The organism is Polaromonas sp. JS666, assembly GCF_000013865.1.
GTDB lineage: Bacteria > Pseudomonadota > Gammaproteobacteria > Burkholderiales > Burkholderiaceae_C > Polaromonas.
This window is the reverse complement of record NC_007948.1, coordinates 3,953,459-3,973,495: the sequence shown is the minus strand read 5'-3', so window position 1 is coordinate 3,973,495 and position 20,037 is coordinate 3,953,459. Positions and strand designations below refer to the sequence as shown.

The 20,037-nt window shown below is 63.4% G+C and carries 38 protein-coding genes; all 38 read right to left on the bottom strand.

Annotated elements, in window-relative coordinates; translation table 11 throughout:
* Positions 1-66: 66 nt before the first annotated feature.
* The 38 genes from BPRO_RS18905 to BPRO_RS18720 all read right to left on the bottom strand — a co-directional run bounded on the left by BPRO_RS18905 (position 67) and on the right by BPRO_RS18720 (position 20,016).
* The gene (locus BPRO_RS18905; protein WP_198140943.1) at positions 67-543 is read right to left on the bottom strand and encodes a phage virion morphogenesis protein; all 477 of its coding nucleotides are present in this window, start codon (positions 541-543) and stop codon (positions 67-69) included.
* Positions 544-595: 52 nt separating this feature from the next.
* Entirely contained in the window at positions 596-1,369 is a 774-nt protein-coding gene (locus BPRO_RS18900; protein WP_011484674.1) for a phage head morphogenesis protein, read from the bottom strand.
* Positions 1,369-2,982 carry a DUF935 domain-containing protein gene (locus BPRO_RS18895; RefSeq protein WP_011484673.1) on the bottom strand — a complete coding sequence of 538 codons (1,614 nt, stop codon included), beginning with the start codon at positions 2,980-2,982 and terminating at the stop codon, positions 1,369-1,371. The genes BPRO_RS18900 and BPRO_RS18895 overlap by 1 nt, the downstream gene beginning before the upstream one ends.
* 1 nt (position 2,983) lies before the next feature.
* On the bottom strand, positions 2,984-4,507 hold the full coding sequence (locus tag BPRO_RS18890) for a hypothetical protein (RefSeq protein WP_041388949.1): 1,524 nt from the start codon (positions 4,505-4,507) through the stop codon (positions 2,984-2,986).
* Positions 4,508-4,670: 163 nt separating this feature from the next.
* On the bottom strand, positions 4,671-5,192 hold the full coding sequence (locus BPRO_RS18885; RefSeq protein ID WP_011484671.1) for a DUF3486 family protein: 522 nt from the start codon (positions 5,190-5,192) through the stop codon (positions 4,671-4,673).
* A 2-nt stretch (positions 5,193-5,194) separates the two neighbouring features.
* Positions 5,195-5,524: a hypothetical protein gene (locus BPRO_RS18880; protein WP_011484670.1), complete on the bottom strand. Its 330-nt coding sequence runs from the start codon at positions 5,522-5,524 to the stop codon at positions 5,195-5,197.
* The gene (locus BPRO_RS18875) at positions 5,517-5,852 is read right to left on the bottom strand and encodes a hypothetical protein (RefSeq protein WP_011484669.1); all 336 of its coding nucleotides are present in this window, start codon (positions 5,850-5,852) and stop codon (positions 5,517-5,519) included. Before BPRO_RS18875 ends, BPRO_RS18880 begins: the two co-directional genes overlap by 8 nt.
* Positions 5,849-6,088, bottom strand: coding sequence for a TraR/DksA C4-type zinc finger protein (locus BPRO_RS18870; RefSeq protein ID WP_011484668.1), 240 nt, complete (start codon positions 6,086-6,088; stop codon positions 5,849-5,851). Before BPRO_RS18870 ends, BPRO_RS18875 begins: the two co-directional genes overlap by 4 nt.
* Positions 6,089-6,092: 4 nt before the next feature.
* On the bottom strand, positions 6,093-6,623 hold the full coding sequence (locus tag BPRO_RS28075; RefSeq protein WP_011484667.1) for a hypothetical protein: 531 nt from the start codon (positions 6,621-6,623) through the stop codon (positions 6,093-6,095).
* 9 nt (positions 6,624-6,632) lie between these two features.
* Entirely contained in the window at positions 6,633-6,935 is a 303-nt protein-coding gene (locus BPRO_RS18860) for a hypothetical protein (protein WP_011484666.1), read from the bottom strand.
* Positions 6,932-7,543 (bottom strand): N-acetylmuramoyl-L-alanine amidase, encoded by a 612-nt coding sequence (locus BPRO_RS18855; protein ID WP_011484665.1) that lies wholly within the window; start codon positions 7,541-7,543, stop codon positions 6,932-6,934. Before BPRO_RS18855 ends, BPRO_RS18860 begins: the two co-directional genes overlap by 4 nt.
* A 93-nt stretch (positions 7,544-7,636) precedes the next feature.
* The gene (locus BPRO_RS18850) at positions 7,637-7,900 is read right to left on the bottom strand and encodes a hypothetical protein (protein ID WP_011484664.1); all 264 of its coding nucleotides are present in this window, start codon (positions 7,898-7,900) and stop codon (positions 7,637-7,639) included.
* A complete protein-coding gene (locus BPRO_RS18845) occupies positions 7,900-8,118 on the bottom strand; it encodes a hypothetical protein (RefSeq protein ID WP_011484663.1) in 219 nt (72 codons plus the stop codon). Before BPRO_RS18845 ends, BPRO_RS18850 begins: the two co-directional genes overlap by 1 nt.
* A 2-nt stretch (positions 8,119-8,120) precedes the next feature.
* Complete coding sequence (locus tag BPRO_RS18840; RefSeq protein WP_011484662.1) at positions 8,121-8,495, bottom strand: Mor transcription activator family protein; 375 nt, start codon at positions 8,493-8,495, stop codon at positions 8,121-8,123.
* A complete protein-coding gene (locus BPRO_RS18835) occupies positions 8,492-8,863 on the bottom strand; it encodes a hypothetical protein (protein WP_011484661.1) in 372 nt (123 codons plus the stop codon). The genes BPRO_RS18840 and BPRO_RS18835 overlap by 4 nt, the downstream gene beginning before the upstream one ends.
* Positions 8,860-9,324, bottom strand: a complete 465-nt coding sequence (locus tag BPRO_RS18830) for a hypothetical protein (RefSeq protein WP_041388947.1) — start codon at positions 9,322-9,324, stop codon at positions 8,860-8,862. The genes BPRO_RS18835 and BPRO_RS18830 overlap by 4 nt, the downstream gene beginning before the upstream one ends.
* The gene (locus BPRO_RS18825; protein ID WP_011484659.1) at positions 9,315-9,725 is read right to left on the bottom strand and encodes a hypothetical protein; all 411 of its coding nucleotides are present in this window, start codon (positions 9,723-9,725) and stop codon (positions 9,315-9,317) included. The genes BPRO_RS18830 and BPRO_RS18825 overlap by 10 nt, the downstream gene beginning before the upstream one ends.
* Positions 9,722-10,177, bottom strand: coding sequence for a gp16 family protein (locus BPRO_RS18820; RefSeq protein WP_011484658.1), 456 nt, complete (start codon positions 10,175-10,177; stop codon positions 9,722-9,724). Before BPRO_RS18820 ends, BPRO_RS18825 begins: the two co-directional genes overlap by 4 nt.
* Positions 10,174-10,380 carry a hypothetical protein gene (locus BPRO_RS18815; RefSeq protein WP_041388946.1) on the bottom strand — a complete coding sequence of 69 codons (207 nt, stop codon included), beginning with the start codon at positions 10,378-10,380 and terminating at the stop codon, positions 10,174-10,176. Before BPRO_RS18815 ends, BPRO_RS18820 begins: the two co-directional genes overlap by 4 nt.
* On the bottom strand, positions 10,377-10,673 hold the full coding sequence (locus BPRO_RS18810) for a hypothetical protein (protein WP_011484657.1): 297 nt from the start codon (positions 10,671-10,673) through the stop codon (positions 10,377-10,379). Before BPRO_RS18810 ends, BPRO_RS18815 begins: the two co-directional genes overlap by 4 nt.
* Positions 10,673-11,017: a hypothetical protein gene (locus BPRO_RS18805; RefSeq protein ID WP_041388945.1), complete on the bottom strand. Its 345-nt coding sequence runs from the start codon at positions 11,015-11,017 to the stop codon at positions 10,673-10,675. Before BPRO_RS18805 ends, BPRO_RS18810 begins: the two co-directional genes overlap by 1 nt.
* Positions 11,014-11,631 carry a hypothetical protein gene (locus BPRO_RS18800; RefSeq protein WP_041388944.1) on the bottom strand — a complete coding sequence of 206 codons (618 nt, stop codon included), beginning with the start codon at positions 11,629-11,631 and terminating at the stop codon, positions 11,014-11,016. The genes BPRO_RS18805 and BPRO_RS18800 overlap by 4 nt, the downstream gene beginning before the upstream one ends.
* Positions 11,621-11,896 carry a hypothetical protein gene (locus BPRO_RS18795; RefSeq protein ID WP_011484655.1) on the bottom strand — a complete coding sequence of 92 codons (276 nt, stop codon included), beginning with the start codon at positions 11,894-11,896 and terminating at the stop codon, positions 11,621-11,623. The genes BPRO_RS18800 and BPRO_RS18795 overlap by 11 nt, the downstream gene beginning before the upstream one ends.
* Positions 11,893-12,177: a hypothetical protein gene (locus tag BPRO_RS18790; RefSeq protein ID WP_011484654.1), complete on the bottom strand. Its 285-nt coding sequence runs from the start codon at positions 12,175-12,177 to the stop codon at positions 11,893-11,895. Before BPRO_RS18790 ends, BPRO_RS18795 begins: the two co-directional genes overlap by 4 nt.
* Positions 12,174-12,404, bottom strand: coding sequence for a hypothetical protein (locus tag BPRO_RS18785; RefSeq protein WP_011484653.1), 231 nt, complete (start codon positions 12,402-12,404; stop codon positions 12,174-12,176). Before BPRO_RS18785 ends, BPRO_RS18790 begins: the two co-directional genes overlap by 4 nt.
* The gene (locus BPRO_RS18780) at positions 12,401-12,652 is read right to left on the bottom strand and encodes a hypothetical protein (RefSeq protein WP_011484652.1); all 252 of its coding nucleotides are present in this window, start codon (positions 12,650-12,652) and stop codon (positions 12,401-12,403) included. The genes BPRO_RS18785 and BPRO_RS18780 overlap by 4 nt, the downstream gene beginning before the upstream one ends.
* Complete coding sequence (locus BPRO_RS29725) at positions 12,649-13,182, bottom strand: hypothetical protein (protein WP_011484651.1); 534 nt, start codon at positions 13,180-13,182, stop codon at positions 12,649-12,651. The genes BPRO_RS18780 and BPRO_RS29725 overlap by 4 nt, the downstream gene beginning before the upstream one ends.
* A complete protein-coding gene (locus BPRO_RS18770) occupies positions 13,179-13,505 on the bottom strand; it encodes a hypothetical protein (protein ID WP_011484650.1) in 327 nt (108 codons plus the stop codon). Before BPRO_RS18770 ends, BPRO_RS29725 begins: the two co-directional genes overlap by 4 nt.
* Before the next feature lie 229 nt (positions 13,506-13,734).
* On the bottom strand, positions 13,735-14,283 hold the full coding sequence (locus tag BPRO_RS18765; RefSeq protein WP_011484649.1) for a host-nuclease inhibitor Gam family protein: 549 nt from the start codon (positions 14,281-14,283) through the stop codon (positions 13,735-13,737).
* Between the two features lie 35 nt (positions 14,284-14,318).
* Positions 14,319-14,702, bottom strand: a complete 384-nt coding sequence (locus BPRO_RS18760) for a hypothetical protein (protein WP_011484648.1) — start codon at positions 14,700-14,702, stop codon at positions 14,319-14,321.
* Positions 14,699-15,082: a hypothetical protein gene (locus tag BPRO_RS18755; protein WP_041388943.1), complete on the bottom strand. Its 384-nt coding sequence runs from the start codon at positions 15,080-15,082 to the stop codon at positions 14,699-14,701. The genes BPRO_RS18760 and BPRO_RS18755 overlap by 4 nt, the downstream gene beginning before the upstream one ends.
* Position 15,083: 1 nt before the next feature.
* Positions 15,084-15,368: a hypothetical protein gene (locus BPRO_RS18750; protein ID WP_041388942.1), complete on the bottom strand. Its 285-nt coding sequence runs from the start codon at positions 15,366-15,368 to the stop codon at positions 15,084-15,086.
* Positions 15,365-15,763, bottom strand: a complete 399-nt coding sequence (locus tag BPRO_RS18745; RefSeq protein WP_011484645.1) for a helix-turn-helix domain-containing protein — start codon at positions 15,761-15,763, stop codon at positions 15,365-15,367. Before BPRO_RS18745 ends, BPRO_RS18750 begins: the two co-directional genes overlap by 4 nt.
* Positions 15,760-16,161, bottom strand: a complete 402-nt coding sequence (locus tag BPRO_RS18740) for a hypothetical protein (protein WP_011484644.1) — start codon at positions 16,159-16,161, stop codon at positions 15,760-15,762. The genes BPRO_RS18745 and BPRO_RS18740 overlap by 4 nt, the downstream gene beginning before the upstream one ends.
* Before the next feature lie 4 nt (positions 16,162-16,165).
* A complete protein-coding gene (locus tag BPRO_RS18735; protein WP_011484643.1) occupies positions 16,166-16,891 on the bottom strand; it encodes an AAA family ATPase in 726 nt (241 codons plus the stop codon).
* A gap of 64 nt (positions 16,892-16,955) precedes the next feature.
* Positions 16,956-19,274 (bottom strand): DNA-binding protein, encoded by a 2,319-nt coding sequence (locus BPRO_RS18730; RefSeq protein WP_011484642.1) that lies wholly within the window; start codon positions 19,272-19,274, stop codon positions 16,956-16,958.
* Complete coding sequence (locus BPRO_RS18725) at positions 19,271-19,765, bottom strand: hypothetical protein (protein WP_011484641.1); 495 nt, start codon at positions 19,763-19,765, stop codon at positions 19,271-19,273. The genes BPRO_RS18730 and BPRO_RS18725 overlap by 4 nt, the downstream gene beginning before the upstream one ends.
* Positions 19,762-20,016, bottom strand: coding sequence for a helix-turn-helix domain-containing protein (locus BPRO_RS18720; RefSeq protein ID WP_011484640.1), 255 nt, complete (start codon positions 20,014-20,016; stop codon positions 19,762-19,764). The genes BPRO_RS18725 and BPRO_RS18720 overlap by 4 nt, the downstream gene beginning before the upstream one ends.
* Positions 20,017-20,037 lie beyond the last annotated feature (21 nt).

The window sequence follows — 20,037 nt, the reverse complement described above, 5'->3', positions numbered from 1 at the left end:
CCCTGAAGGGGGCTTCAATCCCGCCTGGTAGTGGCTTCAAAGCCGGGTTATCCACAGGCCATTGGCTCATTGCGACCACCGGCCCTTGAAGTGGGTCTCCAGGACGGACAGGATTTCGAGCCGGTCGGCGTCTGAATCGCCCAGCATGGGCCTGGCCGGCATGTCAATCGGGTGGGGTTTGGTGACCCCGCTGACCGGCCCCACCAGGCTGTTGCTGACGAACCGGGCCATGCCGTCCACGATGACGTAACGGGTGCCTCCGGGGTGCTTGATGGTGCCGCCGAACTGGTGGATGGCGGCCTTGATGCTGTTGGTGCCCACCTGGGCCCTGCTGCTGGTCGCACTTGCGCTGAAAGAGTCGCGCAGCATGCCGGTATCGCGCAGGGTTTGGCCGCCCTCCCTTTTGACGCGCTGCGAGGGCTTCCAGGGCGTGCCGTCTGGGGCTTTTTGAGCCCTGAATCGCAGCTGCAAGCCGGTTAAAAGTACGCGCCCAATCGACCGCATGACCGGGGTGCCATCGCCACCGGCCGGAAGCGTGCTCATAACGCGGCTCAGCGCACGTTTTATCTGCTCATTTTTGGCAAGAATCTTGATGTCAGTTGCCATCTTTGAAGGCCTTCACCTTGGCTGCGAGCGCCTCTTGCAAGGCCTTGCCCTGCTCGGTGCCGGGGTTGTAGCCAAAACCGGGGTCTATGCCCTTGGGAATCAGCGTAATTTCACCCGTGCGAGGGTTGGTGTATTGCCTGAAATCGGTCTTGGGTGCTTCATCGCCTGCGCTGTAGCCCATTGCCTCGGCTTGTGCCTTTGAAAGCTGGATGACACCGCACCTGCACTCCCAGCCGTTGGGCGGTGTGTGAAAGGACCACCAGGCATCATCAATCGGCAGGATGGTGTTGTCCCACTCGGCGTGTTCTGGCCTGGTGCGGTCGTCATCCACCGCGTCGTACAGCAGGAATGGAGCCTCAGCCTTGGTCTCTTCGATCTGCGCCCACTGGCCAGCGGCATACGCTGTTTTCAAGTTGGTGCGGTAGATGGTGCGCAGCCGCCTGGGGCTGCCCAGCTCGGCCTGGGTGATCTCGCCGGTTGTCGGGTCGGTAACTTCCTTGCGGCCCCACCAGCCGGCCTCTTGCAGCGTGGGCTCGATCAGCTTTTTGAACTGCTCAAGCGTCAGGCCATCCGAAATGGCCTTATCGACCGCCTTGCGCATGTCGGTGAGCAGGTCGATGTCGGCCATCTTGGCCACGGTGAAGGCGCGGTTGTGCTCTTCGTTGAAGGTGTCCTGCCAGGCGAAGCTGACCGCGTAGCCCTTCTTGCGAAAGAACTCCAGCGCCTTCTTGGGCGCAAGGTTGAACGCGCCTTCAAGCTGCATCACTTTGCGCCGTTAAAAAGGCGGTTCCAGAGGCCTTTAAACCAGCCGGAATCTGCCTCCGAAAACTCGGCATCGGCAGGGCCACGGCCCAGCAGCTGCGCCGCGAAGTTGGCGTTGGCAATGCTCTCCACCAGTTCCTTGGGTGGTTCGGTTTCAAGCAGCGTGGCCATGCGCTCGCGGAACATCACCAGGTCGCCGGTTTCCTCAAGCATCGCCTGCAGGTCTTCGACACGGCGCTGCATGGTCTTGCGCCAATTGCCCGCGAGCTGATCTGCGGCCAGCTCCAGCACGTCCTGGTTGGCGCGCCTGGCCCGGCGCAGCTTGTCGATGCTCTCAGAAAACGCGGGTTGCTGGCCATCAACACCCAGCCGCGTGAACATGCCGGCAGGCGGAGCGGCCGGAGCGGCCTTCTTGACCCAGCCCTCGCCATAGGTCTCAAGGATGTATTCCTCGGTAGGCTCGTAGCCCAGCTCGCCGACCGTCTTGTCGCGCGTTGCGCGCTGGGCCAGGTCTTCGGGCTCTTCGAACTCGCGCTCCAGGGTGGGCAGGCCCGCGCCGGGCATGTTGTAAAAAACGAGCCAGGCAATCAGGGTGCTGCCCAGTGTTTCGCACAGGTCGTCGTTGTCATCCTGGGCCAGCTCAATGCGCACGTCGTTGTGCACGCCCGCCTGGTTGCTGCCAAGGCCGGTGCTGGCGGCCGTGGTGCTCATGGTTTCACCCAGCACGGCCTTGCTGATCTGCTCGTCCATGTAGCGGATGAGCTTTTCATAGGTGTCAACGCTGCCGCTGCGGGACGCCTCAATCAGCTCGACCTCCATGCCGGCCGGGATGATGACGCCTGCGTCCTGGCTCATCGCGCGCAAGGCGCTGAGCAGTTTGTTTTGCTCGGGCTGCAAAGTGCCATTGGGGTATTTCCCCAAGGCAGTGGGGCTACCAAACTTGTCGGCAAACGTGAGCCAGAAACCAATACCCTGCTTTTTGAAGAAGACCGGCCAGAACAATTTAGAGCCGAGGCCCAAGCCGTAGGGCGTGCCATCCTTGCCGCCGTAGGTGTGCACGATGAACTTGCGCTCTGGCACCGCAATGCCGTCCATCATGTTTTCTTTGGTCTTGAGGCGCAGCTGCCCTTGAAGGTTGAATGTGAAGCGGCGCTGGTCGCGGTTAATGACCTTGACAGGCAGCACCATGCCATCGACTACAGCCCACATCACCTCACCGACTGAAAAGCCCTTCAGCGTTGCGTCCAGCATTCGCTTGCAGACGCCGTTAAACCGCAGCTTGCCAAAGGCAAGGCGCACCAGGTCGGCAGCGGCCACGTCGAGCGGGGCTTCGCTGGCGGGCTTGATGACCCACGGGCGCGAGGTGACGGCCATCTTGCGTTTGTCCAGCACCGCGCCGCAATGCGCGTCGCGTTCCAGATCGTCATAGATGCGGTAACTCTTGCTGCCGCCACGGGTCAGCAGGGTGTCGTCGTCGTGGGTGAGCGTGTTGCCGAAGAAGAGCCGGTTGTAGTCGCGGTCGATCGACGCGATCTCCTGCGTCTCGGGCTTCGTGGCCGCCGTGGCTTGAACCGGCTGCGCGGGCTGAGGGGGTTTGCTTTGTCGTTTGGGCATATCAGCCTCCCATGTAATCGGCCATGCTGCTGCTGGCGCGCGCTACGCCGAGGGCCTGGAATTCAATCGGCACCACCTCGCGGCGCATGGCGTAGTCGGCCATTACCAGGGCAACGGCTGAGTCGCCGTGGCGCTGCAGCTTTTCGCCGTCGCCTTTTTGCGTTTTGACGGCTGGCAGCTTGGGGATGCCGTTGATGACGCGCAGCGCCCGCAGATCGTCGCGCACCTGGCTGTCTTTGGGGATGCCGCTGAGCGTGTTGTCTTCAAGTGCCGCCTTGGTGCGCGGCAGGTTTTCGAGATACCAGGTCTCGCTGAGGTGGATGCCCTCGATACGGGTGGCGCCGTACTTCTGCACGGCCACCTCAGACAGGTATGCACCATTGCCGGTGCGGTCCAGCGCGCCCGCGCGAAAGCGGTACAGCCGGTCGATGATGAACTTGAGGATTTGCTCCTGCTGCTTGAAGGGGCAGTTGCTCAGCTCGACGTGCAGCACCACGCGTTTGTCCAGGTTGGGCTGCTCCTGCAGCACGATCATCACGGTCAGGTCGCCCACGCGGCCGAAGTCTTCGCCGAAGCTGTGCCACAGGTGCTTGGGCAGCGCCATGAGCACTGGCTCCAGGTGTTCTTCACACCAGCGCTGTATCTCGGCCTCGCGCTCCCAGTCGGGCTGGATGTTGAACTCGGACTTCCACTTGCCGCGAATCAGCGGGGTCTCGGCGCTCATTTGCCGTTCGATCAAGGCCATCGTCAGGTAGGCACCACCGCTTTGCGATGGCACCACGTCCAGCTCTTCGGTCGCACCGTCGCCGTAAAAGCCATACACGTCGGAGACCCACTCCTTCTCGCCCTCGGCAGTCCAGGGAATTCGGCGGCGCATGCAAACGCGCTTATAGAGGCCCTCGGCGACGGCCTCCATGAACGTCACGCGGTGGACCACGCCCTTGCGTCGGCCCGACCGGACGTCGATGATCAGTTCATTGAACGGGCTGTCCAGCCCGTTGTGGCTGGAAAAGACCCGGACTTTGTCGCCCCAGATCAACATGGCCATAGCGGCCTTTAAAAGCCCTTGCAAATCGGGATGAAAGGCCGCTTCGTCAATGACGATCACGCCCTGCTTGCCGCGCAGGTTGGTGGGACGCGAGCTGAGCGCGAGGATGCGGCGGCCGCTGGCCGGGAAGTCGATTTTGTAGGTTTTTATATCCTTATCTTCGTCGTCGAAGATGCCTTCCTGAACCTGGCTGGCCGCGAAGTTGAAAACCCGCGCCCACATGGCGCAGGCTTCGATGTATTCGAGCGCCATGTCCTGAGTCGGGCCGATGTAGAAAACGTTCGTGCCGCCTTCTTTGGCAGCAATCAATACATCGTCAGACGCCTCGCCCCAGGTAAAACCAATCCGGCGCGACTTCTCGCCGATCTTGAATTGCGAATCGTCGGCGACCCAGCGCTGTTGATACGGCAACAGGACAGGTGGCGGCGCGTCCGTACTGTTCGCGTCGCTTTGAAGGAGCGGGGGCGTGGTGCTCAAGATAAAGCCCGAACGAGGCTCACCAAAATGAGCCCTATGACCCAAGGGATGCAAAGGATGCCAATATCCTCGACGGTTTCACAGACAATCCACATCCACGCGATGAATATCGCCGTCCACACCGCAGGCACCAACATCCACCAGGCGAGAACCAGAGTTAGCGTCATGCTGCAATCCCCAAAATCTGGCGACGGATGGCGTCCACCGTGTCGTCGGTCAAGCCGCCCTTGCGCGCCAGCTTGTCCACCGCCTCGGCCGCGCTGCGGGCTTTTTCCTTGACCTCGCTGGCAAACTTCTGCTGCGCGATATTGGCACGCACCAGCGGGGCCAGCGCCTTGGCCAGGCCGCCCAGCGACTGCTCGTCGGGGTCAACCTCCATCTCCATCAGCGCCGAGAAAATCTTTTCCTGCATCAGGCGCAGCACGGCCTGGCTCATGTCGCCTGCATCGTCGGGCGCTGCGGCCACCAGGGCCTTGGCCTGGTCGGTGGCGCGCTTGAGCTGGTCGAGCCGCTGCTCCAGCTTGGTGCCGTAGCGGTGGATGCTGCTTTTGCCGATCTCGTAGCCCAGCTCCCGCAGCCATAGCTCCAGCTCGTCATAGCCGCGAAAGCCCTCGGTGATCAGGCGGCGGTCCAGCTCGGCGCGGGTGGCCTCTGGCAGGGTGACTACCTTGCTGCGTTGCGTCATGATCAGTAGGCGCGAGGCCGTGCAATGCCGGGCTCGCAGTCGACCGTGTACTCAACCACATCCACCCCAAAGCGGGCCAGCTCGGCAAACCAGCGGTCCATGCCGTCGCGCTTGATGCTGACCAGCGTGCGCTCTTCCAGGTAGTCCAGCTCGCGGCGCACTTCCTGGTGCGTTGCATCCGTATAGGTGGCCTGCACGATGGGCAGCAGCGCCTCGGTGTACATACCCACGGGCCGCGCCACGTTGAGGGCGGTCAGCAAGAACCAGCGGATTTGCTCGCGCCGAATCTTGGCCTTGTGAAGCACGCTGTTAACTGGGTTGGCATCACTCACGGGAGTTCCCCTTGAACATCATCTGGTTAAACATGTTTTCCATACGCAGGCCCAGCGAGTCGATCTTGGTCATGATGATGGCCACCGCCTGCGTGTAGTCCTCTCTGCGCACGTAGTCGCGCGGCAGCTCGGCCTTGAGTTCCATCAGCTCGCGCTCCAGGCGGCGGGCGCTTTCGTCCTGCCCCTTCATGTGCTCACTGATGGCAACGAATTTCTGATTGATCTGCTCTTTGGTTTGAGTGATCAGCATCTTGGCCATTGCCCAGAACCCGCCCACCACCGCGACCATGAGGCTGATCAGTTGCCATAACTCAAATTCAACTTTCACCGCATCCCCTTTTTTTCCAGCCGCTGCTGGCACTCAACACAAAACTTCACGCCTGGCAGCGCCTTGCGCCGCTGTTCAGGGATGGGCTCACCGCATCCGTCATAAAGGCAACGCAGAGCCGAAAGGCCCTGCCACCTGGTTGGGTCGCCCGGCTGAAAGCGAAGCGCCTGGTCGCGTAAGGCGTCGTCGCGGAACATCTGTTCAGTCTGCTGCGCCCGGTCAAAGTCATCTGGCATCGGCTCACTTCCGCCCTTGCTGCATGTTGGCAAGCAGGTCGTCTTTTTCGCGGCTGCCCCGGCTGGAGCCAAACTCGAACTGGTGGGCATCGCGCAGGCAAAGGCCGAAGATGCTGGCAATGGTTGACACCAGGCCCACCACCTCGCCTGGAATGTCTTTGCGAAAGAAGGCCAGCACCACCAGGCAGGCGATCAGGCCCAGTGCATCAAACAGCACCATTGCGTTGGCGCGGCTGTTGGTCTTGCCCGCCTTGAGAAATTCGATGTCGCGCTTGCGGGCGTCCTGCCGGTCAGCCAGATAGGCGCCCTCCAGCTCGGCGTCGATGTCGATCACGCGGCGCGCAAAGTCGGCTTGCAGCTGCGCGTTGGCCTTGATGGCGTCGAGCGCCTCCTGCGGCGTGCTGGCCCCGGTGACCGACTGCGCAACGCTGGCCACCTTGTCGGCGACGGCGGCAGATGCCTCGCCTGCGCCAAAGAAGCGCAGGATGGATGGCGCGAACTGCGCCAGGCTTAAAACAATGGGGAGTAGTGGCATGGTGGCGTCCTATTTGCTGGCGGCACGGTGCCGCTTGACGTTGCGCTTCTTCAGCGCCACCCGCTGCGCGTGCCGGTTTGTCCAGCCATAGCCGGCGCGGCGCTGCCGGCTGCTCCATGAGCCCACGCCGCCGCCCAGCATGGCGCGCATCTTGTTGGCGGCCTGCTTGTCGGGGTTCTGCGTGCTCTTGTTGATAGCGCGCTGGGTGGACTGCGAAAGCCCAGGTGCATCGCCGGCCAGTACCACGTGGCTACCTAAGCCCGCGCCGGCAATTGCTGCCATTGCGGCAACGGCAAGGCCAAGTGATCTCATACGGTCTCCTTGAAAACGTTCTTGGGATCAGGCGTCATGGCCGTGCTGAGCCAGTCGCTCACGTTGAAGCCGGGGCAGGTTTTGAGCCACTCAAAGGCCTCCACCAGGCCGTTGCCGTCTTTGTCGGGGCTGAGGTCGCGGTGCCCGCAAACGCCGCCGTGTATGGCCCAGTTCGCGCCGCCCAGCCAGTTGCGCTGTGGCGGGCGGGTGGGCAGCACGTACTGGTTGCAGAGCATGGACACCACCTTCTGCAGCGACTCCCACTGCTTGGGCGTGTAGCGGCCTTCGCGCTCTGCTCCGCCGACCAGGCAGATGCCCAGGCTGTTGGCGTTGTAGTTCAGCGCGTGCGCGCCGACCTCGCTGTGGGCGCGGCCTGTCCAGACCTCGCCGGTCAGGTCGATGACGTAGTGGTAGCCGATGCTCGGCAGGTGGGAATTGAAAGCCCGGCATGCAGCCGGGTCGCGCTTGAAGCCGCGTGCCGCGTGCCAGGCGTTGATGACCTGGGGGGCATTGAGGTAACCGGGCTGGCCCGGCTTGCCTTGCTGGAGGGGTTTACCGCTCGGCGTTGCCGCGCAGTGAATAACGAGGAGATTGATTGAACGCGCCATGCGGCGATATTGCCGATGGCCCGCCGAATGCGGTATTAACTTGCGTTAGAAAGAGACGCGGGAGCGATGCCCGCGCCAGAGCATCAAAAGAGACTACGGCGCAGCCTTGGAAGATTGCACCTGACGATCTACTCGGGCCAACAATGCTGCAATGAACATGATGGGTGGATTGGCCGTGTTCTCCAGTTCAAGATTGGTGAACGTCTCTCGCGCCGTGTGCTGCTTTCCATCTGCTGCCGTCCACCTGGCTCGCATCGACAAGCCGGTAATGTCGTTTTTAAAGCTCAATTCGGCGAAAGCATCACCCGTGAGTTCTGCAAGTCTCAGGCAGGCCTTGCGTGTGGCTAAGAGGTCCATCAGCGCCCCGAGCTGTCTTTTTTGATCTGCGCGCCAGCGTCGCGCATAGCCTGCCCGTACTGGTCGAGCAGCGGATCGGCCTTGGGCTTGTCGGTGAAGACATTGACCACCAGCGTCAGCACGGCCGCCAGCACCAGCACGCCGGCTATGCCCTTGACCAGGTCGCGCCCCTTGGTGTCGAGCCTGTTCCAGAAATCTGCAGCTGCCTTTTTAAGCATGATCAATCCTCAATAAGTGAAAGTTGATTCCGGCGCACGTTGCGTGCCCGCATGAATTTTATAACCCGGTAAATCGACTGCTCGGCCATCTTGAACTCGCCCACCAGCTCGGGAATGTTGTGGCCGTTGAACTTGTCCCAAATGGCCTGGTGCAGCTGGCTGGCCTCGAATTGTCGGCCTTTTGGAATATAGATCAACTCCCCGGCAAAGTGCGCGCGCACGTGCTCTGCCACTTCCCAGCCTATCTGCTTGGCCCTTTCAACGTCCAGCGCCTGCTTTTCGTTGACCAGGGTGGACAGCCGCACCTTCACCTGCTGGGCAATGTCGCTGAGCAGCTCCGGGTATTGGTCGTCGTCTTGTATCTGGCTCTGGCTCATGGCTTGGCTTTCCATTTGGTTAAAAGTTCTCGCGCCTGCGCCTGGTAGGCCCTGATCTTCTCGCGGTCGCCCTTGGGGGCGGGCAGTTGCGGCACGTCGGGGGCACGGGGCAGGTTGTCCATCACGTTGCGGGGCGCTGGCCAGCGCTCGGCGCGCTGGGCCGTGGTGCGAAAGGCCTCCTGCAGGCGCGGCAGATCGCGGGCCTCGTCCCAAAACCGGGGCATGTGCCACAGCGTGTCAATCCAGACCTGGGCGGTCAGCGTCACGGTTTCAGCGGCTGGGGTGCCGGGCAGGCTCAGCACGTGCAGGCGCTGCACGCCCTCCACCACGGCGTTGTGGAACCAGGCCGGGGCCAGCTGCTGCGTCATCGCTTCATGCCCTCCAGCGCCACCACCGCCTGGCCGCTCTTGCTTTTGGGCACACGGGCGGGCGGCGCGCCATCAAGCGGGGTTTGAACCAGGCTTGAAGCGGCCTCCTGGCGGGCCGTGGTGCTTTCAATCACCCGCTTGAGGTAGTTGTGGTTGGCCAGCGGCTTGAAGCCGCCCTGGCCGCGCTTCTCGTCCATTGCGGCGATGGTGTCCACCAGGGCCGACTCCAGGGCGGCCGGGTTGAACGGCGCCAGGTTGAGGGTTTCCTGCATCAGGCGCAGCGCCCGCTCCCAGGCCAGCTGGCGGCCGGCCGAGCGGAACAGGCCGATGTAGGAGATCAGCGGCCGCATGAGCTGCGGCTGCATGACCACCAGCAGGCCATTGACCTCGCGGGCGGCATCGTCTTGCAGCGCCGCCTCAAAAGGATAGCGGGCGTGGCAGCAGGGGCAGTTCAATTGCATGGACTGCACTCCTTCAGCTCGATGCTCTTGTTGTTGGCGATGAGGTGGCGCTTGAGGGGCGCGAATCTCGACCAGTGCGACGAGTAGTAGGTGTGCTTCTTGTCAATGCTGGGGAAGTACTCGGCGATGGCGCGCTTGGTCAAACCCTTGAGCAGCTTTGCCTTTTTGGCAGGGCTGTAGAGGGAAAGTTGTTTCGGGCAGCAAAAACGCCGCCTCTCTTCAGAATCGGCCATCAGCCAGGCCCCTTTAAACCAGCCGTCAACGAAAAACCCAATCTCAAACTTGAGGGGCTTGGTCTGCTGCACTACCAGATCGAGGGCGTAGCCGTCCACCTCCAGCTTTGCCCGGCCATAGGGGCTTTGCAACGCGGCTTCCACCTTCTTCCAGTCGTCGGCGGTCATGCTGCAGCTCCAGCAGCCAGCTTGGCCCGACGCTTCTGGTCGTAGGTGAGCGCGGCGATGATCTTTTGCAGCTGGCCCTCGTGGCACAGCGCCACGCGCTCGACCTTGAACATGCGCCTGGCCATGCCGTCGGCATAGGCCCACTCGCGGCCGGCGTCGGTCAGAAGCGCCTCGACCTTGCTGAGCTGCGGGCCGCGCGCTTCGCTATTCATGTTGTGCGGGCGGCCGGGGTGTGCGGCCTTGCCCTTGGTTTGATCGACTTGAAAACCGCATTTCTTCAGGTGGTCAATCACCCGCACCCGGCCGGGGTAGTCCAGGTCTTTGGATGACTTGACGCGACCGCAGGCCCAGAGCATGGCGCGGTAGCTCTCATCGTCCATGTTCAGCTGCTGCTTGGCAATGTGAATAATCGCCAGCTCGCGGTTGCGGTGGTTGGGGACGAGGTTGCTCATTTTGGGAACACCGACTCAAGGTAGCCGGAATACTCACGCATGGCGGCTGCGAGAGTCCGCCGCTGATCGTCAGCCTCGGGATAGGGTTGACCGCAGTCAATGCCGGCATATACAAACATATCCATCGCGTCGGCAGCAGCATCGAGCTTCTTTGCAAGAATGAGCGCTACCTTGGCGCGTTTGGCTTCGTTTTCTGTGCTCATGATTTAACCAGTGAAGTAAAAAGACTGCCCTGCCCGCGCGGGGCATGCTTGGCCCTGCAGTCCGGGCAAAGGTGCTTGTTCTTGCCGATCTGCGTGGCGTGGGCCTCGCACAGCGGCTTGTCGCAGGTGCGGCCGGCCGCGCCAGGGCCGTCGCACAGATAAGCGCTCATATCCATGCAGTAGGTGGCCTCGGCATGGAGCGAGCTGATGCCGATCTGGGCAATGCAGGGCTTCGGCAGCTTCTTGCTGCCTTTGATGTGGATGGCCATACCGTGAATGCGATAGAACGGCATCAGGCGGCTCCTGCGGCCCGTGGCGCGTTCTCGACCATCGCCCTGATGTTGGCCGTCATCTGCGGCAGCTGCGCCGCAGCCTGGTGCTGTAGGAGCGCGACCACGCGGCGGTAGTTATTGGCCTCGGGCTTGCCTTCAAGCCGGGCGACATGCTCAACCGCATCGGCGCAGGCCGTCATGTAGTCAAGGCTGCGCGCGCGCGCTGATGCTGTGGGGCGGGCACGGTATGCCGCCCAAATTGCGGCCTGCATCGTTGACGGCACCTTGGTCCAGTGCTTCAGGCACATGAACAGCTTGCGATCAGTCGCCCAGGTGCATTGGTTGGCGTGGCATGTGTGAATCATGCGGGCACCTCGTTCCCCTGCGCATCGATAACGGAACGCGCATAAGTGACGATCTGCCGCAGACCCATGCGGCGTAGCAGAGGGTCTCCCGGATCGTTTTTCTCTCCGGACTGAAGCCGTGACAAGTAGCCCGGATCGCACTCCAACACTCGCGCCGCTGCGCGTAATGATCCATGCCGTTCAATCAGTTCAGCGATTCGAGATGAAAGGGTCAGCGCCACCGGCTCGGCCTTCGGTGCTGCCTGCTCGGCGATTGCGTGGGCGATGCGTCGTGCTAATTCCAAATTTCCGATAACGCGCGAACTAAGACAACGCGCTTCGTTACAGACCTGCGCGATCTTGTCAATCAATTCCTCATTTATCGCGTGCTCGGCGGGGGTAGCTGACCACTTCACAGAGCGCTCCATGATGGCGCGTACTTCAGAGGTTGCGATCTTCCCGTCGCCGTGGGACTCCATCATCCGCATGCACGAGTCGAGATCGAGCAAGCCTGCTTGCGTGATCGTCGCCTGACGTGGCGGCTCGGTCGGTGCTGCCGGGGCGGCGGATAAGGTGGTGACAGGCATCGCTATCGGCTCCGCCCTGCTCGCGGCCTGCTTGGTATTAGTGGTCACGGTCGACCTCCCACCCAGCTGCCTTGGCGGCGCTGAGCGTTGGCATGTCGCTTTCGAACATCGCCTCTTCCTCAAAATAAATCTCCAGAACACCGGGATTCCGGTAGTCCCAAAAGATCGAGCTGATCTCCTGGAAGCCGCCGAAGGCGGGCAGCATCAACCCCATGCCCAGGATCGGCATGAAGGGCAAGTCCAGGCTGAGCCGGATGTTTTCGCTGACCCCGCCACGGCGGGGTTTTGCGCGAGCGTGAACGTTGGTTCTCATAGGCCTCCCACTGCATCTTTGACGATGCGTTCATAACGCCGCTCAATGGCGGGCACGATCAACCAGTTCCACATCCCCAGCGCGCTGGTGATGGAAAACCCGATTTGCTGGATGAACATGAACCAGTGGCCGTTTTCAAAGCTGAAACCGAGCCAGCCGACATTGCTCATGGCGAACAGCAACCAGCCCCAAGCGGCGCGGGTGCCTTTGAGTGACAGCACCAGACTGCCGAGCAGGCCGCAGGCGGTGGCGAATATCTCGATGAAAAGCTGGTGCGTCATGGTTTTCTCCAGGGCTTCCAGCCGTCTTTGGCTGACCAATGCATCAGCACGGCCTGCAGGCCGTTGTCCATGACGACGCGAAACTTGGACCGTCCGTCAACGCGGCCCAGCGTGTCGGCCGCATCGAGCACCTGGGTCGACTTCATGTCGTCGTTCGCGTCAAAGCGGATCACGCTCTTCCACGCGCCGCTGTTGTTCACCTGGAGGGTGACTGGTTTGGTGCTCATGACGTCACCTGGTCGCAGCGCGTCCAGCCATCTTTCGCCGTCCAGGTGGCGACAATCGCGCCGAGGCGATTGAGGACGCGCATCGGGGCGGCGTTGGCGTCCCAGGAGGCCAGCTCTTCGGCGGCTTCCAGGATGACCTGCTCGGTTTGGCCGCGCTCGGTTGAGTAGCGAAACATGGTGGACCAACTGCCCACCTGGTTGATCTGGATGCGCCGGTCGTGACTGTTGTGGGCTGGGATCGTGCTCATTTCGCACCGCCTTCCAGCGCAAGGCCTGCACGGGCGCGGTCATCCACCAGGCGCTTGACGGCCGCCCTGGACGCGGCGATCAGCTCAGGGTCATTCATAAGCGGCTCGTCTGCGTCGTAGTTGGCCAGCGAGTGGCGGATGTCCGCGCTCAGTTCGTTGCTGCGCTCCAGGGCATAGCTCTCCAGTGCGGCGTGCAGCGCGGCCTTGGCGCGATCGTCCACCAGCTCGGCACCGTCCGCGTACTTGACCACGTCGCGCCATTCCATGCTGGGCGGGAAGTCATATTCGGGCGACAGCAGGTCGTGCGCCCAATCACTGGCGTGCAGCAGAGCCAGAAACATATCGTCAGGAGCCGTGGCCATGTAGCCGTCATGCACCTGGTCACTGGTCAGCCGGTGCGCCAGCACGTCGATCTGGGCGGCGATCACGTTGCGGCTGTTGTCCGGCACGCCGTAGATGGTTTCGGGCACGAGCTTGGCCAGCTCGGCCAGCGTGGCGATCTCCAGCGCAATGACTTGATCGGATTTCATTGGATTTCCTCCTCGGTGAACTCGTCAACGATGCGGAACTTCACATCGGGCACGCGTGGGTGGGTGCTGTAATGCGCCGAGAGCAGCCCGAGGCCGTCGTGCGCGATGCCGCCACCGTGGTGAGCAGCCATGCGGGCCGCGTAGGTGTAGATGTCATCCAGCCCGTCGATGTGCCAGAGCCCTTGCTTGAACTGGGCGATGTACTCGGCCTCGGTCATGCCGCCGAACATTGCAGGGGTCAGCTCGATCTCGATCACCTTTTCAATGGTGACCTTGATGGTCTTTTTCATCGAAGCCTCGGCGGGTCTTTGCGCATCGGTCATGGATTTACTCCTGGGTTAAAGCCCGTTTGCAGGTGAAGCAACCGGGCGGTAAAAGTGACCCCTTACGGGGGTCAGTCGGGCAGCGCATGAGCGGAAAGGTGACGCCTATCGCTGCCTGGGGTGGTTGTTCGGCCTTGCGGCTATCCGGGACACTTACCTCTTGTCCCACCGGCCTGACTCCCTTGCGGGTTTCGCGCCCAATATCGGCCGGCGCGCGTTGCGGCGTTGTTCAGTCCTCTTGTTCTTCAGCTTCCTGCACGGCGTTGCCCAGCAGGGCGTCAACCATCTTGTCGACCTCGCTGTCCACCGCGCCGATGAACACGGCGTCGCCGGTTGCCAGCACGGTGCAGCCGATCTTTTTGAGCTGGGCCACTTCCAGCTGGGCCAGCGCCTTCTTGACGGGCTTTTTGGTGGTTTTGATCAGCACGTCGGCCTGGTCGGCCAGGTACTTCTGAATCAGCTCGACCACGCGCTCGGCGCTGTCAAAGCCGATGCCGCCCTTGCCCTTCTGGTAGCCGACCTTGATGCCGTGGAAGATGACGGTGCGGGGTTTGACGAACAGCTCGGGCGCGGCCTGCACCAGTGCCTGCAGCTGGGAGTGCTTCTCGGCGGTGCGGTTGAGGGCGCGCTTGATGTAGGGCATGTGGCGCTTCTTGACCTCGGCGATCTCTTCGTTGAGGTTGGTCAGGCACATGCCAAGCCCCTCGCGGGATTCGGCGTAGGGCTTGGCGGCGCGCTCGATGTCGGCCAGGTTGACGGTTGCTTCAAGGGTGGTCATGGGTGGGTCTCGGTTTGATGGTGGTTTGGTGGTGGTTAAGTGGGGAGGTGCAGCTGCCCGCGCAGGTCGGGCAGCGCGACGCGCTTCATGCTGGAGATTTGCTTCAAGCTGGCCATTGCGCGGTCGTACAGGAAGTCGCAGGTGTGGTTCAGCTCGTCGGCGTCGGCGGCGAGGTAATAGCCGGCCTCGGGCGTGCCGCAGATGTGGTGGCCCTCCAGGCGCAGCTCGGTGATGACGTGGCGCAGCCGGCGCTCGGCGGCCATGCCGCCCTCCAGGCCGACGATCTGCCGCGCCAGGTCGCGGGCGTGTATGCCCTTGTCTGCCCCGATGTGGCTGGCCAGCGCCATCAACACGGATGAGGTGTTGACCAGGTGCAGGGCCTTGGTTGTCGACAGCGGCAGGCTGTATTGCTCGTTCATACGCGTTGCTCCTGGAATGCTCTGGCGTAGTCCCAGACCGAGGCGCAGCGGCCGCCAGCGAGGCTCTGGCCGTAGAGGACGAGAGGATTGATCTGGTCTTCGAGGCGGGCACGCTGAATGCGTTTGAATTCGACGTTGTTAGCCTGGCGTTTTCTTACACGCTCGCCGCTATGCGGGAACCAGAGGCCCGACAGCCTGCCTTGCTGATTGACGCAAAACGCCTCGCCAATGGTGCGAAGGTTATGCAGGACCTTGCTGATGCGCTTGCGGTCAACGACCTCAATGCGCTGGGCAACGTCAGTCATGAGGATGCCGTCACGCGCGTGCTGCTTGAGCAGATCACGTATGGCATCGCGCAAGGCGGAGTTGCGGCCGCGCATGTCAGGCCCCCACCACCAGGGCGCTGATGGCCTTGGCCCAGGCCACGGCCTGCGCGGTGACTTCGGGCCAGTAGTCGCCCACGTCAGTCCAGAGGGCGAGCATGGCCAGGGCTATCGTGGCCAGAAACGGCACGGAGGTCAGCTCGTCGTAGCCGGCGCTGGGGTTGAGGCCGGGATTGGCGCGCGCAGCCGCCTGGCGGCTGTTGATGCGGGCAATGAGGCGCTTGGCCTGCCAGGTGTGCAGGGCGGTGCGTGCGCGCAGGCGCAGGCGGTTGATCGTCATCATGGCGTTGGCTCCTTGGCGATAACGTTGGCCGGGTTGGTGGCCGCGCAGAAATGAGGGCATGGCCCTTTTTCTTCCCACTTGCCGGTGCCCCTGCAGGCGCTGTAGCACTGCTGGTGCATGGGGTTGCTGCCTGCGCCGCGCGGGCGCTCCTGCACGTCCTGGCACACGCGCAGGCTGATGTCGTACAGCACCCGGCACTCGACCTGGCGGCCAAGCAGCTCGCCGAGCACGCGGCGCTCGATGCGCTGGGTGTTGGCCTTGTAGTTGCCGCTGAGCACCTGGCTGACGGTGGCCTCGCTGATGCGCAGGCGCTCGGCCACGCGGGCCTGGCTGGTGCGCTCGACCTCGGTGCGCAGCGCGTCAAGCCAGCGTTCGGTCTTGATGGGGTCGGTCATGGCTGGCCTTCTGCGGCATCTGCTGCATCTGCGGCTGGCATGCCCACGAAGGGCCGCTTGGCCTCTGCCTCCTCGTAATGCCAGGTCTGGCCCGTGTTGGGGTCGAGCATGGAGCCATCGGTGTGCGCCACGGGCGGCTTGGGGCCGTTGTCTCGGGCAATGCGCAGCACGTCGCGGCTGCCGGGTCGGCCGCTCACGCGCTCTTGCTGCACGACCACAAAGCCCGTGTTGATCAGAGCGCGCAAATACTTGTCGAGGTTGCTCTGGTTGATGGCGGCCGTGGTGAGGATGTCGGCGCGGGTAAACCTGCGCATGATGCGCATGGCTTGCCACGCCTGCTTGCGTGCCAGGTTGTCGGCCTTGGGGGCCTTGCAGCGAGCGCCTATGGTTCGACCCATTTGCTTAGCCCCTGCCGTTCGTGGACTTGGGCGCGTTGCCCAGGAAGAAGGCGCGGCCGGCCCACTGGTCGGCGTCCACGCGCTTCCAGCCGTTGGCCTTGGCCATTGCCTCGACGCGGGCCAGGCCCACCGTCATGAGGCCCATGCTGCCCTTGGCGTGGGCGTGCAGCTCGGCCAGCAGGTCGTCTGCAATGGCGACCTCGGCCACCGTGTCGGCCAGGATGCGGGCGTCTTCAGCGTCGAGCGGCTTGAACTCGACCCACTCGCTGATGCGGCGGGCCAGCTGGGCGCGGTGGATCAGCTTGCGCTCGGTGCCTTCGTGGCCGATGAGGATGACCGGCACGTTGCTGACGTCGTGGATGTCGCGCAGCGTGTCGAGCATGGCGGTGTCGCCGGCAAAGTAGTTGGCCTCGTCGATGAAGAGCGGGCGGTTGGTGCGCTCCAGGTCGCCGGTGATGTACTTGAGCATCTGGGCGCTGCGCTGCAGGGGAGCTGCGCCCAGCTCGTGCATGATGCTGCCGAGCATGCTGTTGGGCGTCCAGGTGCCGTAGGCGCGGGCATACACGCCGTTGGTGCGGTTGACGAGCCAGCTGATGGCCGTGGTCTTGCCCGCGCCGGTAAAGCCGTGCACCAGGCCCATGCCGGGGATGCCTGCATCGCGGTTTGAAAGGGTTTCAAAGGCCGCTTGAAGGGCGGCTACGTTCTTGACACCGGCTAGTTTTTGACGCATACAATCTTTCTTTCTTTTTCGGTTCTGCTGTGGTCTGGTTTCTCAGGCCTTGGGCTCACAGCGGTTAACTGGCCCCGGATGCGGATGCGTCCGGGGTTTCTTTTTGGGCGGATGACATGTCGTTGGTCATGTCGTCCACCAGCTCCACAATCCGGCGATAGCTCGCCAGGTTGTCTTTCTTGAAGCGCGCCATGTAGTCGCGTTCTTCGTCTGTGAGGGCGCGCACGCGGCTGCGCTTTTCAATCCACTGGGCGCGCTCGTGCGGGGTGTTGAACACCGGCTGCACCTCGGCGCGGCGGCGGGCCAGCTCGTTGTCATTGCCCTCGGGGATGTCGTTGATGGCCTGCTCGGCCTGCAGGCGCTGCCAGGCGCTGGAGACGCCCTCCAGGCGCAGCAGCTCGGCGCTGGTGCCTGGCTCGCGGGTGATCTCGGCCAGGGCGTTGGCGGCACCCTGCAGGCCGGTGCTGGTGTGCTCGACCGTCTGCTTGGGCAGCATGGCCAGCTTGCCGGCCTGCTGGGCGCGGTCGAGCAGGATCTCGTGCACGATGCCGTCGACGTTCTGGCGCTTGGCGGCGGCCTTGAGGGCGGCGCGCTCTTCCTGCACGCGTTTTTTCTGCAGCTCGCGGCCCTTGGCGGCAACCTCCTTGCGGTCCATGCCGGTGCGCTCGGGGCATTCGGCAATGCAGATGAGCCGGTTGTCGCCGCCGTAGACCACGATCTGGCCGAGGTCAGGCAGCTGCCGGGCCATGACGCGCTGGCCGACCCAGGCCTCCAGCTCGGGAGCGATGAACCAGGCACCGTCGCTCTTGAGGCCTTTTTTCTGGACGGTGAGGTAGCCGCCCTGGCTGCCTGCGGCTTCAGCCAGCAGGACATCGAGCACGCGCTCGTCTTTGATGATGCGCACCTGCTCGCGGTTGGCGCTGGCCACCGCAAAGGGCGTGCGGCTTTGCAGGCCCTCGTGGGGCTCGTGCATATACATGCCGTCAACCCACTGGTTGCAAAAGAGCTGGAACTCGGCGGCGCTCATGTTGATGGGCACCACCTCGCCGCGCTTCATGAGCCGGTCGGCAAAGCTGGTGCGCGACTCGATGGCGCTGCGCTCGGCCACGTTGTGCCCGATGAAGTTGGGCAGCAGCTCCAGCATGCCGCGCGCAAACGTGCCAAAGAAGCGCTCGATGTGCGGCTTGTGCCAGGGCTGGAACGGTGGGCAGAACTCCTGCTTGATGTCCAGGTTGGCGGCGACGTAGCCGACGTGCTTGCTCTTGTAGTCGCTGCCGTTGTCGGTCTTGATGAGGGCGGGCACGCCCCAGTCGAGCAGCGCATCGCGCAGCACCTGGGTCACGGCCGTGGACTTGCTGGTCTTGCTGACCAGCAGCTTGGCGCGGCGGGTGAACACGTCAACCACGCCCAGCACCGCGTGGCGGCCGTCAGTGAGCATGACGTCGGCGGGGGTGCTGTCAAGCTCCCAGCGCTGGTTGATGCCGGTGACGCCTTCGCTCTGCGAACCGAAGGCGACCATGAACTTGTTCTTCCAGGCGTCGGGGTTGCTCAGGGCCATGAGCGTCTGGGCATTCTTCTCGCGCCAGGTCTCCATCCAGCGCTCCAGGCTGCGCATGCTGGGCAGCTCGATGCTGCCGCCCGCAATGTCGCCGGCCAGGCGGGTGCGCAGGCCGTGCATGATTTGCGTGGCGCGGGACTCGGGAAAGCGCACCAGCATGGCCTGCACAAACTCGCGCATCTGCGGCTGGGCGTCTATCTTTGAAGCGCCTTTGCGGTTGCCGTAAGCGCCGGCCAGCGCGGTGATGCCGCCCTTGCGCACGGCCAGGCGCCAGCGCTGGATGCTGGCCGGGGCCACGGTGCCCACCAGGGCGCGCACCCAGGGCTCGACGGCCACATGGCCGAGCCGGTAGGCGCTGCTGAACTGGTGCTCGGCCACCGTCATGGCGACGCCGCTGGCCTGCTGGAAGGCTTCAAAGGCCTGCAGCACCTGCAGCCGGGCGTCCATGCGGCGCTGCTCGTTGGCGGGCATGGCGGCCAGGTTGCGCAGGCCCTCGGCCTTGGCGGTGTCGGCCACATGGGTAGAAAGATTACTTTTAAGCGCCGCTTTTGCGCCCTCCACCGTTCCGACCTGGGCGGCGGCCTGCAGGGCCTGGCCCGCATTGCCGGCCAGCACGGCCGTGGTGTGCCAGGACAGCGCGGCCCGCGTGGTGGCGGGTAGGCTGGCCACGTGGTACTCGCGCCGGGTGCCGCCGTTGCCGGCGACTTCGCGGTATTGCCAGCCGGAGGCCAGCGCCTTGCGGTGCACTCCCCGCTTGTCGGCCGGCATGTTGGGCAGGCCGAGCAGCTCGTTGGCGGTGAGCCAGTCTTTGGCGACGGCGCTCATACAGTAGCCGCCTGTGTCTGGGGGGTGGGCTGGCCGCAGGCGCGGCAGCGGCCCTGGGTGCGCTCCTGGTAGCGCTTGAAAGCCTGCAGCATGGTGCGTGGCTTGCCGACGTATTGGCCGCGCATGAGCAGGCCGAGGCTGTGCGCGTTGACGCCCAGGGTGGCGGCGAGGCCGGTGATCTGCAGGTCGTCGCGGGCCATCAGGTGGCCCAATGCCTGGCGCAATTCGGCAGCGGTTTCAATCGGGGCCGTGCGGGCCGGGAACATGCCTTCAAGCACCGGGTGGTGCGGCCCGGTCGCAACGACGCAACCTGACCCCGTTCTACGGCGTTCTACGATGGGTTTTGATCCCGAGGGTCGGTCGCTCTTGAAGGCGAAGGGTGGCTTGCTGCCCAAACAGGGGCCGGAAGCCAGGGCGTACGCCAGGTTGGCCGAGGCCATTTGCAGGAACGCGGGGAGCCGCTTGCCGCCCACTTTTTGTCCAACGGTCATGCAGCCTCCGTCTCGGCGCTGGCTACGCGACCCTCCCACACGGTTTTCTTGCGGCCCCGCTTACCCGGTGGGCCGAAGGGCATGCGCCCCAATATCTTGGCCAGCTCGGCTTCAACGCGGGCGCTGCGGTGTTTACCGGCAACCACCCTCGCAACGCTGGACGGCGAAATCTTGAGGTACTCGGCGATGGCCGATTGCGACGTCCCTGCTGCCACAATTGCGGCTTTAATTGCGCTTGAATCAATAAGCATTTAAAGTGACCTTTAATATTG